This window comes from Solibacillus sp. FSL K6-1126 (assembly GCF_038003445.1).
Taxonomy (GTDB): Bacteria; Bacillota; Bacilli; order Bacillales_A; family Planococcaceae; genus Solibacillus; species Solibacillus silvestris.
The window spans coordinates 2,983,713-2,999,692 of the sequence record NZ_JBBOPD010000001.1; the positions used below are offsets into that span (position 1 = coordinate 2,983,713).

At 38.2% G+C, this 15,980-nt stretch carries 15 protein-coding genes and 1 other annotated feature; of the genes, 4 read left to right on the plus strand and 11 right to left on the minus strand.

The features are described 5' to 3' along the window. Positions 1-98: 98 nt before the first annotated feature. Positions 99-638 (plus strand): ECF transporter S component, encoded by a 540-nt coding sequence (locus MHH44_RS14815; RefSeq protein WP_065215533.1) that lies wholly within the window; start codon positions 99-101, stop codon positions 636-638. 109 nt (positions 639-747) lie between these two features. Here MHH44_RS14815 and MHH44_RS14820 read toward each other — a convergent pair whose 3' ends face one another. Beyond that, positions 748-1,287, minus strand: a complete 540-nt coding sequence (locus tag MHH44_RS14820) for a hydrolase (protein ID WP_339262682.1) — start codon at positions 1,285-1,287, stop codon at positions 748-750. Between the two features lie 126 nt (positions 1,288-1,413). Between MHH44_RS14820 and MHH44_RS14825 the strand changes: the two genes are divergently transcribed. After that, entirely contained in the window at positions 1,414-1,893 is a 480-nt protein-coding gene (locus MHH44_RS14825; protein WP_008404994.1) for a hypothetical protein, read from the plus strand. 258 nt (positions 1,894-2,151) lie between these two features. On the opposite strand, the gene pheT is transcribed toward MHH44_RS14825, so the two are convergent. The 7 genes from pheT to MHH44_RS14860 form a co-directional block, all read right to left on the minus strand. Beyond that, positions 2,152-4,557: a phenylalanine--tRNA ligase subunit beta gene (gene pheT / locus MHH44_RS14830; protein ID WP_340798935.1), complete on the minus strand. Its 2,406-nt coding sequence runs from the start codon at positions 4,555-4,557 to the stop codon at positions 2,152-2,154. Between the two features lie 17 nt (positions 4,558-4,574). Next, positions 4,575-5,612: a phenylalanine--tRNA ligase subunit alpha gene (gene pheS / locus MHH44_RS14835; RefSeq protein ID WP_340798936.1), complete on the minus strand. Its 1,038-nt coding sequence runs from the start codon at positions 5,610-5,612 to the stop codon at positions 4,575-4,577. 318 nt (positions 5,613-5,930) lie between these two features. Then, positions 5,931-6,161 (minus strand) — a binding site (T-box leader). A 68-nt stretch (positions 6,162-6,229) separates the two neighbouring features. Then, entirely contained in the window at positions 6,230-6,511 is a 282-nt protein-coding gene (gene qoxD, locus MHH44_RS14840; RefSeq protein ID WP_340798937.1) for a cytochrome aa3 quinol oxidase subunit IV, read from the minus strand. 3 nt (positions 6,512-6,514) lie between these two features. Next, the gene (gene qoxC / locus MHH44_RS14845; RefSeq protein ID WP_340798938.1) at positions 6,515-7,114 is read right to left on the minus strand and encodes a cytochrome aa3 quinol oxidase subunit III; all 600 of its coding nucleotides are present in this window, start codon (positions 7,112-7,114) and stop codon (positions 6,515-6,517) included. Continuing rightward, positions 7,114-9,078 (minus strand): cytochrome aa3 quinol oxidase subunit I, encoded by a 1,965-nt coding sequence (gene qoxB, locus MHH44_RS14850; RefSeq protein WP_340798939.1) that lies wholly within the window; start codon positions 9,076-9,078, stop codon positions 7,114-7,116. Before qoxB ends, qoxC begins: the two co-directional genes overlap by 1 nt. A gap of 37 nt (positions 9,079-9,115) precedes the next feature. Further along, positions 9,116-9,997, minus strand: coding sequence for a cytochrome aa3 quinol oxidase subunit II (gene qoxA, locus MHH44_RS14855; RefSeq protein ID WP_340798940.1), 882 nt, complete (start codon positions 9,995-9,997; stop codon positions 9,116-9,118). Positions 9,998-10,601: 604 nt separating this feature from the next. Beyond that, on the minus strand, positions 10,602-11,363 hold the full coding sequence (locus MHH44_RS14860; RefSeq protein WP_340798941.1) for a TrmH family RNA methyltransferase: 762 nt from the start codon (positions 11,361-11,363) through the stop codon (positions 10,602-10,604). A gap of 123 nt (positions 11,364-11,486) precedes the next feature. On the opposite strand from MHH44_RS14860, the gene sspI reads away from it, so the two are divergent. Continuing rightward, positions 11,487-11,696 carry a small acid-soluble spore protein SspI gene (gene sspI / locus MHH44_RS14865; protein ID WP_340798942.1) on the plus strand — a complete coding sequence of 70 codons (210 nt, stop codon included), beginning with the start codon at positions 11,487-11,489 and terminating at the stop codon, positions 11,694-11,696. Positions 11,697-11,959: 263 nt separating this feature from the next. Here the strand turns inward: sspI and argF are convergent, their stop codons facing one another. Further along, complete coding sequence (gene argF, locus MHH44_RS14870; protein ID WP_340798943.1) at positions 11,960-12,925, minus strand: ornithine carbamoyltransferase; 966 nt, start codon at positions 12,923-12,925, stop codon at positions 11,960-11,962. 273 nt (positions 12,926-13,198) lie between these two features. On the opposite strand from argF, the gene MHH44_RS14875 reads away from it, so the two are divergent. Then, on the plus strand, positions 13,199-13,651 hold the full coding sequence (locus MHH44_RS14875; protein WP_340798944.1) for a CoxG family protein: 453 nt from the start codon (positions 13,199-13,201) through the stop codon (positions 13,649-13,651). A 93-nt stretch (positions 13,652-13,744) separates the two neighbouring features. Here the strand turns inward: MHH44_RS14875 and MHH44_RS14880 are convergent, their stop codons facing one another. Next, positions 13,745-14,875: a Ger(x)C family spore germination protein gene (locus MHH44_RS14880; protein ID WP_340798945.1), complete on the minus strand. Its 1,131-nt coding sequence runs from the start codon at positions 14,873-14,875 to the stop codon at positions 13,745-13,747. Continuing rightward, positions 14,872-15,975: a GerAB/ArcD/ProY family transporter gene (locus MHH44_RS14885; RefSeq protein WP_340799521.1), complete on the minus strand. Its 1,104-nt coding sequence runs from the start codon at positions 15,973-15,975 to the stop codon at positions 14,872-14,874. The genes MHH44_RS14880 and MHH44_RS14885 overlap by 4 nt, the downstream gene beginning before the upstream one ends. Positions 15,976-15,980: the final 5 nt, after the last annotated feature.

Sequence of the window (15,980 nt, forward strand, 5' to 3'; positions counted from 1 at the left end):
CTTCTGACCTGGTTAAATTGTTTGTTTTTGAACCTTTTACTGATGCCAACAAATTGCTAATATGAGAGATAATTTCAAGCAAGGGAGCGTCAATTATTATGGAATCATCACGTTCAATTTCTACTTCATCAGAAAAAACAAAAGATTTAATTATTACGAGTCTTCTTATTTCACTTGTATTCGTAGCAACATTTTTTATTAATATCCGTTTGCCGATTGCTGCAAATGGTGGGCTTGTTCATTTAGGGTCTGCCATGCTCTTTATTATCGCAATCTTATTTGGTCCAAAAAAGGGTGCGTTGGCCGGAGCATTCGGTATGGCACTGTTCGATATTTTATCTGGATGGACATTGTGGGCACCATTTACATTCATTACACGTGGTCTGCAAGGCTATATTGTAGGAAAAATTGCTACAATGCATGGGAAAAATGGGGGAAGCTTTATTTATAACTTAGCAGCTATCGTTATCTCGGTTCCATTTATGCTTGGAGGTTATTATATTTGTGAACGTGTTCTCTATGGAAACTGGATTATCCCACTTGCATCAATTCCAGGAAATCTCGTTCAAAATGCAGTAGGACTAATCATTGCAATACCAGTATGTATCGCTTTGAAAAAACTGCCCCTTTTTAAATAAAATGAAACTTTAATTAGTGGGGGGTTTCCTCATCCCCTATAGAGACGAGACCCCGTTAATGAGGATAAAAAAATTGGTTAGCGGCCAATTTCGCTAACCAATCCTATTTTTATTTTACTAATTTGCTAATTGCTTTAAATGCATCGCCTTTTGCTACTTGCTGCATTTCGAATAATGCCATTTCCACACTAGTTACGCGTGCACCAAGCTGCATCATTTTCTGGATGCCTATCTCTCGATTACTCGCTGTGCGTGAAGACACACAGTCTGCCAACACTTCGACTTCATAACCGTTTTCCAGTAATTGAGCTGCTGTTTGATACACACAAATATGGGCTTCAATTCCGGCCAATAAAATCTTCTTGCGTCCTGTTTGCTGTAATGCTTGTACAAATTCCTCAGTATCATAAGCACTGAATGTAATTTTTTCAATCGGTTTTTCATCTGTTAAATGCTCCGCAACTCGCTCATCTGTCGGACCAAGCCCTTTTGGATATTGCTCAAGCCATAAAATAGGTAATTCCAATAATTTTGCCCCTTGTACCATTGTGGCAATATTACTTACAACGAGTGCGCTTTCCTCAACAACTTGCGCCAATTTCCCCTGAATATCAATCAGTACTAATACTGCTTCTTCTTTTTTTAACATGAATATACCTCCCCTAAGTTGCATTCTTCTCTATTATACTGAACTTTCCCACTAAATGAATAGTAGATCCTCCATTGAAACGAAATGCATGACACTGTATAGTGAAAAGAGAAATGGAGGATTCACATGTTGCGTCTTAGTTGGCTTATAAGTATGGGCATTAGTTTATTTGGAGTATTAATCATTCAGCACTTTTTTACGGTAAAACCGGACGATGTTGCAAATGGAGGAAATCTTGGTGCTCTTGGTTTAGCGCTTGTTGCACCATTTATTATACTTAGTTTATTTATTACGTTTCGCTTCTTTACTGAAAGCGCCAGAAACGCAAAGGATCAGCTTATGCGTATGATTTATTTAGTATTTGGAATTGCGCTGTTAGTGGCATTCATCTATTATGCCATTGATTTTTCAAATAATGTGTATGCATCCCTCGGCGGTGATACGAAGACACCGGGTTCCACAATCTACCGTTTCCCCCTATTAAATGAGTATACGAATCACGTTTTTCTTAATTTTTATACGTTTGGAATTGTTCATACATTAAGTGCTTTAATCGGAGCTGCTAATGGAATGTTCAAATCTGCCAAACAATCTCCGCAATTATAAAAGAGGGTGGGACATAACCAAAAAATGCCATTTTCTCTTAGAGAAAATGGCATTTTTTTGCTGAGCGGAAAAATTGATTTCCATTCCGGGACGCTTTCCGCGGGCGTGGCCTGAGCCTGTAGTCTCAGGCGTCACGCTATTCCCGCAGGAGTCGCCCTCCATTCCAATCAATTTTATAAAATATCCGTTTCTTAATAAGGTTTTTCTCCTTAGTTTATGAAATTACTACTTCTGTCCCAGCCTCTTTATTATATTTAATTAGCGTACTTCTGCACCAGCTGCTGCCAATGCTTTTAATACTTTATTATGTGCTGCTACTACTTCTTCGTCTGTTAATGTACGCTCTGGGTCGAAGTATGTTAATGAGAAGGCTACTGATTTTTTACCAGCCGTCATTTTCTCCCCTGCATAAACATCAAATACTTTTACTTCTTTCAGTAAAGAAGTTCCGGCACCTTTAATAATGCTCACAATTTCACCGGCTGGAGCTGCTACATCCAATTCTAATGCGATATCACGACTCATAGCCGGGAAGCGCGGAATCATAGAATAAACAAGCTCTTCTTGTGTTGCACTTAAAATGGCATTTAAGTTCAGTTCGGCTACATATGTTTCTTTTACATCAAATGCTTTTTGTTCTTGCGGATGAAGCTGGGCAATGACACCCACTTTTTCGCCATCTAATAATACATCAGCTGTACGGCCAGGATGTAAGCCGTCTACTTGCGCTTTTACATAGCTTACGCGAGATGTTAAGCCTAATTTAGCAAATACCGCTTCAACAATACCTTTTGCAACGAAGAAATCAACATTTTTCTTCTCGCCCTGCCAAGTATTATCAATCCATTTACCTGTTAATACAAGCGCTAAGTGTTCTTCTTCAAATGGAAGTTCCTCAGCTGTTTGTCCAAGGAAAACTGATCCGATTTCGTATAATGCTACTGTTTCCGCTTGACGAGCTACGTTATAACTTGCTGCCTCTACTAAGTGGGGAATTAAGCTTTGGCGTAGTGTAGAGCGTTCTTCAGACATAGGCATTAATAACTTTGTTGTCTCCTCAGCTTTTAATGCAAACTTTTGAGCGTGCGCTGCTGAAGTTAATGAGTAAGTTACCGCTTGATAAGGACCGGCACCTTCCATTACATTGCGTACGATACGGCGTCCTGCTTGATATGGCGTTAACCGGCCAACTTGTTCACTCGCTGGTAGGCTTACAGGGATCTCATCGTAGCCATACATACGTGCAATTTCTTCAACGATATCTTCTGGAATTTTAATATCCTGACGTCTTGTAGGCGCATCAATGATTAATAAACCATTTGCCGCTTCCACATCAAATTTTAAACGCTCTAAAATAGAAAGCATATCCTCTAAAGAAATTTTCATGCCTAAACGGCCGTTAATAAAGTCAGGTGATACTACAACACGAGCTGGCGTTTTATCAAGCTCATCTACTAGCACTGTACCTTCCAATACTTCTCCTCCTGCTAATTCAGCAAGTAATTGTGCTGCACGTTCTGCTGCAGGAAGGACACGGTTCGGATCTACACCTTTTTCAAAACGTGCAGAAGAATCCGAACGTAAGCCGATTTCTTTTGAAGTACGACGCACAGATGCCGGGTTGAAGTAAGCTGATTCGATTACTACTGTCGTAGTAGAATTGGACACTTCTGATTTAGCACCGCCCATGACACCTGCAACCGCTTCTGCTTCTTGACCATTTGTAATGACAAGATTGTGGCTTGCTAATTTACGCTCCTGATCATCAAGCGTCGTCATCACTTCGCTATCACGAGCCATACGCGTTACGATTTCACCAGTTGCTAATTTATCGTAGTCAAATGCATGTAATGGTTGACCGTATTCCATTAATACGTAGTTTGTAATATCGACTACATTATTATGTGGACGTACACCTGCAGACATAAGCGCATGTTGCAACCATAATGGAGATTCTTTTACTTCAATGTTTTTTACAACCTTCGCTGCGTACATTGGGTTTGCTTCTTTATCTTCTACCGTTAATTTTAATACATCTGCCGCTTTTTCCGCTGAAGCAGTATAATCGATTTTCGGTAATTTTACATCTTGAGATAAAATCGCTGCCACTTCATAAGCAACGCCAAGCATGCTCATTGCATCTGAACGGTTCGGTGTTAAACCAAGCTCAAGTACTGTATCACGTAAGCCTAAAACATCTAATGCATCGGCACCTGGAGTGGTATCAGCTGGAAGTACATAAATCCCTTCAGCATAAGCTTTTGGTACAAGACGGCCTTCAATGCCCAATTCTTGAAGCGAACAAATCATCCCGTTTGATTCTTGGCCGCGTAATTTCGCTTTTTTAATTTTAATGCCGCCTGGTAATTTTGCTCCTGGACGCGCTACGATGACTTTTTGACCTGCATCGACGTTTGGTGCACCACATACGATTTGCTGAAGCTCTTCTTCCCCAACATCAACTTGGCATACATTTAATTTATCAGCTTCCGGGTGTTTTTCTTTAGACACAACATGACCAACAACAACATTTGTCATACCTTGTGAACGGTCAATTACTGCATCTACTTCAATCCCTGCACGCGTAATTTTTTCTGCTAATACATTTGCTTCTAATGAAGAAATGTCTACATATTGACTTAACCATTTTAATGAAACTAACATTTATATTGTCCTCCTTCTTACACTTCTGCCTGGTGGAATTGTGATAAGAAGCGTGTGTCATTTGTATAGAAATGACGAATATCATCCACACCGTATTTTAACATTGCGATACGTTCTGCACCGATACCGAAAGCGAAACCTGAAAGCTTAGTTGAATCGTAGCCAGCCATTTCAAGTACGTTCGGGTGTACCATACCAGCACCTAAAATTTCAATCCAGCCAGTTTGCTTACATACATTACAGCCTTTACCTGAACATTTATGACAAGATACGTCAACTTCTACAGAAGGCTCTGTGAATGGGAAGAATGATGGTCGAAGGCGGATTTCGCGTTCTGCTCCAAACATTTTCTTGGCCAATGCATCAAGAGTTCCTTTTAGGTCAGACATGCGGATATTTTCCCCGATTACAAGACCTTCAATTTGCATGAATTGGTGAGAGTGTGTCGCATCATCTGTGTCACGACGGAATACTTTACCTGGGCAAATCACACGAATCGGTTCGCCTTTTTTGGCTTCCATTGTACGTGCCTGAACTGGAGAAGTATGTGTACGCAATAATGTTTCTTCTGAAATATAGAATGAATCCTGCATGTCACGGGCCGGGTGACCTTTAGGCAAGTTCATAGCTTCAAAGTTATAGTAGTCTTTTTCTACTTCAGGTCCTTCTACGATTTCGTAGCCCATACCTAAAAACAGGTCTTCGATTTCTTCGATTACACGTGTTAACAAGTGACGGTTTCCTGCACGTACTTTTGCACCTGGTAACGTCACATCGATTGACTCGTTTTCAAGCTGCGTTAAAATTGCAGCTTCTTCTAAAACAGCAACCTTTTTCTCAAGTTCAGCTGTTACATTTTCACGTACAGTGTTAACTAGGGCACCCATTTTCGGACGTTCTTCTGCAGAAAGTTTCCCCATTCCTTTTAATAAATCCGTGATCGGTCCTTTTTTACCTAAGTACGCAACACGAACGTCGTTTAATGCTTTTAAGTCAGCAGCATCGGCAATTTTGGCTAATGCTTCTTGTTCCAGTTGCTTTAATTGTTGTTCCATTTACAAAGTCCTCCTTATTTAGTTAGAGAATAAAGTTAGCTTCTTCAATCCGTTGATTTCCATTTCGGCGGACGCTTTCCACGGGCACGGCTCCAGCCTTCTCCCTCGCTTCGCTCAGTCCGGGTGCTTCCGCTCGTGCTGTTCCCGTAGGAGTCGCCGCCTACATTTCAATCAACTAAGTATCTCCAAAAACTACAAAATTCCTACTCATTAGAAATAGTGACATAGTGCCTGCTCTGAACCCGTTGCTTAAACAAATTCATATATACGCACTATAATCATCACCATTTTTGAAAATAAAAAATCCTCGTCCCCTAAGAAAGGGACGAGGACGAGTTTCGCGGTACCACCCTAGTTATTGCGCAATTGCAATCACTTCATTGGAGCTAACGACTATGTCTAGCCGGCAATCCTTTCACCACAAGTGGATCCCGGATGCTGCTCGCGGGGTGAACTTCACTATACAATTTGTTAGCAAGCTTTCAGTCATTGGCTTGCATTCCCTAAAACAAATGTTGTATACCTACTCTTCCCGGTCAACGCATTTCGTAATATATTCTCCAACTAGTTTAATGCATTTTCATACATTTATCAACTAGCTGGCGTGTTTTTCATCATTACATATCCCATAGAAGGATTAATAAAGAACCTAAAACAGTCAATACTACTAAACCGATTCCGTATACGATGTTTGAGTAGATAGCCCACTTGTCATTTGTTTCACCAGCGTGCATGAAAATCATAAATTGTAAACCTGCTTGAATGAATGCTGTTACTAAAAGGATAACCATTCCAGTTGTGAATGACATATCTGTGAAGTAAACAAGCATTGCAACCACTGTTAAAATCAGTGAAAATACGAAGCCCATAATTTGGCCGATTGGAAAGAACTTAGCCATAGATTACATCATTCCTTTCAAGTAAATGAAACTGAAGATGAAGATCCAAACAACATCCAGGAAGTGCCAGTATAGTGAGAATACAAATGTTTTCCCTGCTGTTACCGAGTTAAGTCCACGTTTGGCAATTTGGATCATAATGAAGATTCCCCAGAATAAACCGAATGTTACGTGAAGACCGTGTGTTCCTAACGTTGTTAATAAAGCAGATGTGAAGGCACTTGTAGTAATACCTGCACCAACATGTACATAGTGTACAAATTCATAAATTTCTACAGAAATGAACGCTGCACCAAGTAATAATGTAATACCCATAAATGACAATGTCGCTTTTTTACTTCCAAGACGCATTGCATGAATGGCTAAACCGATTGTAAAACTTGATGTTAAAAGAATGAATGTTTCTGCAAGTACTGGACCGATTTCGAAAATCTCAGCTGCAGTTGGGCCATTACCTGTACGACCTTCTAGAACAAAGTATGATGCGAATAATGTACCGAATAACATAATTTCCGCACCTAGGAAAATCCAGAATCCGAAGATCTTCAGGTTATTTTCCTCTGTTGAATATTCCAATGGAACATTGTTATTAACTTTACCCATTATTTCGCACCTCCTTCTTTTTCATATTTTTTCTCGATTAATTCAACTTCTTCTTTATGGATATGGTAGCCATGGTCGTCTTCTAGTGAACGGTAACCCATACAAGCTAAAATACCGATTAAGCTGATGATTGCCAAAGTAAACATACTGAATACTAGAGCGAAACCACCGATGAAGAAGAATACTGATAAAATAAATGTTTGACCTGAGTTATTCGGCATGTGAATATCTTTAATTTCACCTTTGAATAACTTCGTGCCGTTTTTCTTAGAATCCCAGAATGCTTCTGAAGTTGAATCAGTTACGTCTGGAGTAATTGCAAAGTTATAATGCGGAATTGGTGTATGTGTCGCCCACTCAAGACCACGTGCATCCCATGGATCTGAACCGATGTCGCGTGGAGAGTTTTTGAAACTGTACCAAATGTTCCATACAAGCATTAAGAATGAAACAGACATGATCCCGGCACCAACGAACGATACCATGTTTAATGTACTGAATCCAGCTGCATCAGAGTAAGTGTACATACGACGTGCCTGACCATCTAAACCAGTGATATACATTGGAATGAATGATAGTACGAAACCTATAGACATTACCCAAACTGTAGCTTTACCTAGACGCTCATTTAACATGAAACCGAACATTTTTGGCCAGTAGAATGTTAAACCTGCTAACATTGCGTAAACAACACCAGGGATGATTACGTTATGGAAGTGAGCTACTAAGAACATTGTGTTGTGGTATTGGTAGTCCGCTGCTGACATCGCAAGCATAACCCCTGTTACACCACCTAATGTGAATAAAGGAATGAAGTGTAATGCATACAACATTGGTGTTGTAATAACAATTTTCCCTTTATAAAGTGTAAATAACCAGTTGAAAATTTTAACCCCTGTTGGGATCGCAATTGCCATTGTTGTGATCGAGAAGATCGAGTTCGTGAATGCACCTTGACCCATTGTAAAGAAGTGGTGAGTCCATACAGCGAACGAGAATACTGAAATTAAGATCATTGACCAAACCATTGACGTGTAACCATATAAGTTACGACGTGCGAATGTCGAAATAACTTCAGAGAAAATACCGAATGCCGGTAAAATTAAGATATATACTTCAGGGTGACCCCAAACCCAGAATAGGTTGGCCCAAAGCATGTCCATACCACCGTCGCCGATAGCAAAGAATTTAGTATCCCATAGACGATCCATCGTACCCATAGCTAAAGCTACTGTTAATACTGGGAACGCGAATACGATAATTAAGTTTGCAATAAGTGCAGACCAAGTGAACATTGGCATTTTAAATAATGTCATACCTGGAGCACGCATTTTCATGATAGTCGTAATGAAGTTAATACCTGTCATTAACGTACCAAGACCGGCAATTTGAAGCGCCAGCATGTAATAGTTTGTACCAACTGATGTACTGAATTCATTATCCGCTAATGGGAAATATGAAGTCCAACCAGCATCAGGAGATCCACCAACGATGAACGAGATATTGAATAATCCCATACCCATGAAGAATAACCAGAATGCCAAGTTGTTTAAACGCGGGAACGCAACGTCGCGTGCCCCGATTTGTAATGGTACTAAAAAGTTAAAGAAGAATGTAATGAATGGCATTGCCATGAATAAAATCATGACTACTCCGTGAGTTGTAAATACTTCGTTATAGTGCTGAGCGTCTAAGAAACCGTTATCTGGAACAGCAAGCTGCAAACGCATCATTACGGCATCGACACCGCCGCGGAATAACATAACTAAAGCGACGATTAAATACATGATACCAATTTTTTTATGGTCAACAGTTGTAATCCATTCACGCCATAAGTAGCCCCATAATTTAAAGTAAGTAACGATTGCTACTAACGCGATTGACCCTAAAACTATAGAAGCCATTGCGATATAAATTAATGTGCTTGGGTGTGGAACTGCAAACTGTGCAAAGAATTCCGACATAGTAGTACTCCTTTCGAAAAGTTGTTACTTTCAAAAATTAGTGTGAAGAATGATCCTCTTCATCTTCTTCGTCTGAAGATTCATGGTTGTGTTCTGGAGCTGGTGAGAACTCTAGATGTGTACCAGTGTAAGTTTGTTTACCAAGATGACCTGGCTCTAATAATTCGTCAAACTTCTCTTCTGTTAATGGAGCAGCCGTTTCATGAACTTCTGTTACCCATTCATCAAATTCAGTTTGAGTTAATGCTGTTACATCAAAAATGTTTTCTGCTGTACCACGACCTGAGAAGTTCGCGTTACGTCCCCAGAATTCGCCTGGGTTGTCAGCAGCTAAGTGTAATGTTGTTACCATGTCTGCCATTGCGTATTTCTGACCACCAAGTTGTGGAATCCAGAAACTTGTAATCGGACCGTAAGAATAAAGTTTGAATTCAATTGCACGTCCGGCAGGAATGTACAGATAGTTTACTGTTTCAATATCTTGTTCCGGATAGCTGAAGTGCCATTTCCAGTTTGATGATGAAGCATAAATAACTAAAGGTTCCTGATCTTCATATTCTTGTGGAACATTCTCAACAATGTAGTTACTCTTAACAGAAACAAATGATAAGAAAATAACGATGATTACAGGAATACCAATCATAATTGTTTCTACAAGCCAGTGACCATGAATATGCGGTGGCTCGTAATCCGGACTTTGTTTTGATGCACGGTATTTAAATAACATAAACACCAAAATTGCTAATACTGTTAAAACAATCCCTGACATTAAGTAAATTAATAACATTGTGTCATCGGCTTGTCTTTGAGCTTGAGGACCTTTAGGATCAAGTACTGCTAACTTATCGTTACAGCCTGCTAATAGAATAGCACCTAGTCCCATGAAAGAGAGTAATGTTCCCTTCATATTTACTTTCATAGTTGGACTCCTTTCCAAATAAATAGAGCTTGTTAGATTTTGCTTAAGCGCTTTCATGTGAGAGCGAAAATAAAATAATGATGATAGTGCGACTTTGAATGAATAATTTCACTTATTACCATTTACACTATGCATATAGTGGCAATTAGCCAGATCATCAATTCATCACCATTTAGAACCTTTAAATTGAATCCCATAAACAACAGTTTGCACACTATTTTAAAAAGCATTATTTTATTTTTTTGTTGCGACAACTTAAGGCGTCTGTCTAACCTACTTAGATTTTAGTGAAACATCAAATAGGTGTCAAAACATCAAAATGGAAAAAACCCTTATTTCTGCCATTTTTCGAGCATTTCTGTTTTAATATTTTAAAATAATAACGACAAATGCAGGAAAATAGAGCGTTTACGAGCTAAAAGGTAACTTCATTTCAAAAATGACATTTCTATGAACTCGTTAAAGTTCATATTTTGCGACTAATCAGAAAGCTGAAGTTGTTTCATATTCTGGGTTTTATTCCCTCTTATTTCCTGTTTTTTTAAAAGAAATGGGATTTTATAAGCAATTACTTACAAAATCCCCACTTTAACTTTTCACCTGTTTATTTTACAAATGCATACAATAAAATTCCTGTTGCCACTGCAACATTTAGTGATTCTGCACCGCCTAATATAGGAATGATAATGTTCTGGTCAGTTTTCGCCAAAATTTGGGGATTAATGCCACTTCCTTCATTACCAACAATTAAAGCAAATGAATCACTCGGTTCCACTTTTTTATATGAAATCGATTCATCTAAAGAAGTGCCATAAACACGGATACCATCAGCCTGCAGGTTTTCCACCCACTCCATCAAGTCACCACGTACTACCGGAATGTGGAAATGGGAGCCCTGTGCAGAGCGCAATGATTTTGGATTAAATGCATCGACGCTGCCTTTTCCAAGAATGACAGCATCAACTCCTGCCGCATCCGCAGTACGGATCATCGTACCGATATTTCCCGGGTCTTGCACTGCATCGACTAATAAAACTTTACGCCAATTAAATTGTTCATCTTCGGAGATTTGGCGCTGCTTACAATGGGCAAATACCCCTTGGGAATTTTCAGTTTCCGCAATTTCTTTTGAGACTGCCTCATTTACATGGACTAATACTACTTCATCTATTGCCCATAACAATGGTAGATCAACACCATCACGCACAATAATCTGGACGATTTGGTCTTTATGCTTTAATGCTTCTTCCACTAAATGAAAGCCTTCTACAATATACTCTCCTGTTTTTTCTCGCTCTTTACGTTGTGTAACAAGCTTTTTCCAATGCTTCACTAGTGCATTTTGTGTCGATTCGATTTTTTTCATTATTTCCCGTCCTTTTTTACGTACTCGATTGTATATTCTATCACAATTATTTTGTAATCCATAACGCAATGCCATGTATAAAGTTTATTATTTTGTACAAAGTATGGGAAAAGGAGGTTTCATATGGATTTTCAAATTCGACAAGCAATTACTGCCAATGTAACGGGCTCAGATGCCGCTGAATTTCAGGATATCGTCAATGATGCAATTGCACGGGGCGAGGAGCATTTACTTCCAGGCCTTGGTGTCTTTCTGGAAAAATGGTGGAACGGTGCAAGCGAAAGCGAGCGAAACGATTTTTCACAAAAATTAGCAAAACAATTTGTCAGCTAATAACTAAGCATTACCACCCATTATTCCATTATCTTTCCATACAAAAAAGCAATCCAGCGTCTCCCGGATTGCTTTTTCTATGTAGTGATGGGGCATTCCATCTTGAATACAGACATCACTTGTAGTTCTTCATGAATCATCACAGCGTCTCCCGTTGCTATTCATGTTGGACTACTACATTATTTATTTGCCCTTCCTGCCCATAAACAATGTATTGTTCGCAGTGTCGACTACAACCCGTAGTACAATGCCAGCTGCTTGTTTTACGCCATTAAAGATACTAATACTGCTTTTTGGGCATGCAGGCGATTTTCTGCTTGCTCAAATATATAAGAATTTGGACCGTCAATAACTGACGTCGCAACTTCTTCCTCTCGATGTGCCGGTAAACAATGAAGGAACATATAATCCGGCTTTGCATGGGCAACCAATTCATCGTTAATCTGGTATTTCGCAAAATCTTTCAGTCGTTTTTGCGTTTCTTCTTCCTGCCCCATAGATGTCCATACATCTGCATAAACAGCATCTGCATTTGTAACAGCTGCCACTGGGTCATTCGTTACGACAATTGTACTGCCGTTACGAGAAGCAATCACTTGTGCTTTTTCAATAATACGCGTATCGCATTCATATCCTGGTGGTGTTGCAACTGCTACATGCATACCAACATGTGCTGCAGCAACAATAAGCGCATGTGCTACATTATTGCCATCACCTACATAAGCAATTTTTAATCCTTTCAATTCCCCTTTATTTTCGGCAATTGTTTCAAGGTCAGCTAATGCCTGACATGGATGATCAAGGTCCGTTAACCCATTAATGACCGGAATCGAGGCGTTATCAGCCAATTCTTCAACCATCTTATGGGAGTTGGCACGGATCATGATTCCGTCTAAATAACCTGACAATACTCTTCCTGTATCAGATATTGGTTCACCACGGCCAATTTGCATATCGCGCGCATTCATATACATTCCATATCCGCCAAGCTGCTGCATACCTACTTCAAATGATACACGTGTACGCGTTGAACTTTTTTCAAAGATCATGCCAAGTGTCTTACCTTCCAATAATCGTGGACATTTGCCCGCTTTTGTAATTATTTTCAACTGTGTAGCAAGTTCAAGCAGTTGCTTCACTTCTTCACTCGTATAGTCAAGCAATGTTAATAAGTCTTTTCCTTTTAAACTTTCAACCGGCTTTAATTGCACCTCTTCTAATAATTTCATTATTACACACCTCTGTGAGCTTTATGTTGGTTTTATTATACAAATGAATAAATATAAAATCAAGTGAATTATTATAAATTATTTAAATTAATTAAATTGTATAATAATTACACTCATTCCTGAACGATGAGATAACTACTTGAAGGATATATTTTATGTTTTTTGGAGAATATTTCCGATTTTTATTGAATTCTAATTCATTTTTAAGCATACTATTTACAGCAGTACATTTTGGAAATAATTTACTCTATAACTGATTTAGGAGGAATCATTATGCCGAACGCGATCCACACAGTGGAATTACCATTATCTAATGAGATAATATGGCATTTTCTAAAGGACTATAATAATTGGGCACCATTAATTCCAGGTTATATTGAGCACGAAGCAATACATGATACGCAGTTCACTTGGACTTTACTTGCAGATTTAGGGTTCACGAAAAAGAAGATTATTCTTCAAGTAGATATAACTGATTCTGTTGAACCGACTGATGTAAAATTTAACATAAAAGGTTTGTCCGACAACTTTGACGGGAACGGCTACTTTAACATTGCAACCGGCAATAATGAGTCCACTCAAGTAACAGGCAGCCTGGATTTATCTGCTGGCGGTTTTATGGGGATGATGATCAACCCTGTTTTGGAAAGTTTCGTACCTAAAGCGACGTCTGATTTAACGAACTCAATTGAAACAAAGCTTACTGCCCTACATGATGTAAAATAAACAAAAAACCATTAACTTTCCTGACAATCGGAAAATTAATGGTTTTCGGCTTCCCCTAAAAAGATTTCTCAAATTTGATTCATTTATAGAGAACTATTGAAACACACCATTGCGTATAATTGTAGTATTTACTGTAACGTTCACTTTCATTTCGGAAAACATTTCATCCCATTTTTTTTTATCAATATCCGCTTTTCGATTCTGTGCTTTATAATATTCGCCAAACTGGAATATATCGGTATTGATTTCATGGCTATAGTCTATAATTTGATTAATTTCACTTTCAATTTTCTTGTTGATTTCTTTCTCAAGTTTATGAATGATGCTCGGATTATCCATGCTCACATCTGAATCAACTTCCAATAACCGACATTCAATTTTAATCGTTAAATTGAATTCAGGCACTGCCGAATCTACTAGTTTAATCTTCCGCTTTGAATTTATAGAGTCAATGGCTATTGGTAGTCCTTCCGAGGAATCAGGGGGGGATTTTTCCAATGTTGTTATAGGTATTTCCATTTCAAGCGTTCCATTATGAGTCTTCCCTTTAACCATCAATATATAAATTGCTTCCTCTGCCGGGAGTTTGCCGACTATTTTCCCTTCGTTAAAAAAAGCTATACCAGATATTTTGATATTATTTTCTTCTCTTTCTAATATCGGCATGGAATAACTATCTATAAATGATAGTTTATCTCTATTGATTTCATGGAGAGTCGATGAAATAATATACTGCTTGTCTACATTATATTTAATTAATTGATAAATATGTTGTCCAAGATCAGATATATTTTCATACTTATACTCTAATAGTTCGTTCAAATCCCCTTCAACAGAAGCTATATATGTTGCATTGCTGATTTCGGAATTCATTTTTAAGATATGAATGTTCTCATTTAACCCTACTTTCGCCAGCTCTTCACCGTACAACACAACCCGTAATTGCCCTGAGCCAATAGTCTTCGATGTTTTTAAATCAATTTTTGAATGTGCCCCCCTACTTGTTAATGCAGTTGCAGATTGCAATTCAATTTTACTTTCTAAATCCGGATTAATTTGTCGGATAACAGCAGTGGCGGCCAACTTATCCTCATCAGCTAAATCAAAGCCTACCAATGTTGTTAAACTGATTCTTTCAAGAATTTTCTGTTCTGCACAACCTACCAAAACGATAATACAGGCAAACAGCAAAATCAGTTTTTTAAACGTAGTCAGCTCCTTCATTCCCTTCTCGCTTGTCGTTTAAAGACTTTTTTCTTTAGGAGAGCAATGAAATATAATAAGACAGGGTAAGCAAATACGATATAAAATGCGTAGTACCCAAAATAGTTGTTGAATGTATTAATCTCAAACCGTGTCTCCACAATCAACGATCCTATAAATATAAAAAGGGAGAAAATAATAATAAATTTCTTATCGGTTATATTAATTATTCGGCTAATCCCCCTATAAGCAGACCATGCAAATAAACAAAGGTTCGGCAAGATTATCATCATCCAGTAACAGACCGTTATCAGTTCAATCCGTTCAAGAAATGGCAAACGGACAATGCTGAATAATGATAATGTTGCCCAAATCGTTTTCTCAAGCTGTTCCCCGCTAAAAAATGTTAATGTAACCAGCATAACAAACAAATAAATAGCCAATGTAAACAGCAATCCAAAATGTACAAATTTTTGCGCCTTATTCTTTTCTTTGACATATGGATAAACCGTATTAATTATTTCAAAACCTACAATCGTAAGCGTCATCGAATACGCTCCTTTGAGTAGACTTATTAAATCATTATCTAGTACAGGCAACAGGTAATTAACATTCGAATATTCAATAGGAAATAACAGTACAATTAAAATCCAGAGACTTAAAAAAAAGCTAAAAAAACAGACTCCAATTATTACTCGTAGGCCGCCCGTGAATGCATAACTTACAGTTATAAGCAGTGTAATGGTAATAAACGAAGAACTTAAGCCTGGAAATACCCATGTATTAATAACATCTGTATAATTTTTAATAATGGCAAAATACGCCAAACCGCAATAAACAATATAGGTCACATTAATAAAATTCCCTAAGTATTTACCGAATAAATCCAAATTCACTCCATAAATATCATTTGCTTCGTACAATTCCAGCGTTTTAATAATTATAAAGACAATAAAATGTGCTGCAATAAAACTAATAATGATGGAAATCCAGGCATCTTGTTTCGCATCTTTATAGATAATGCTTTGAAATCCATGAACTCCTACACCTATTTGAGCAGAAGAAATGATGAAAAAGAGAAGAGGGGCATTGAATGTTTGAGTGGGATTAATTTGCAGCATATTCT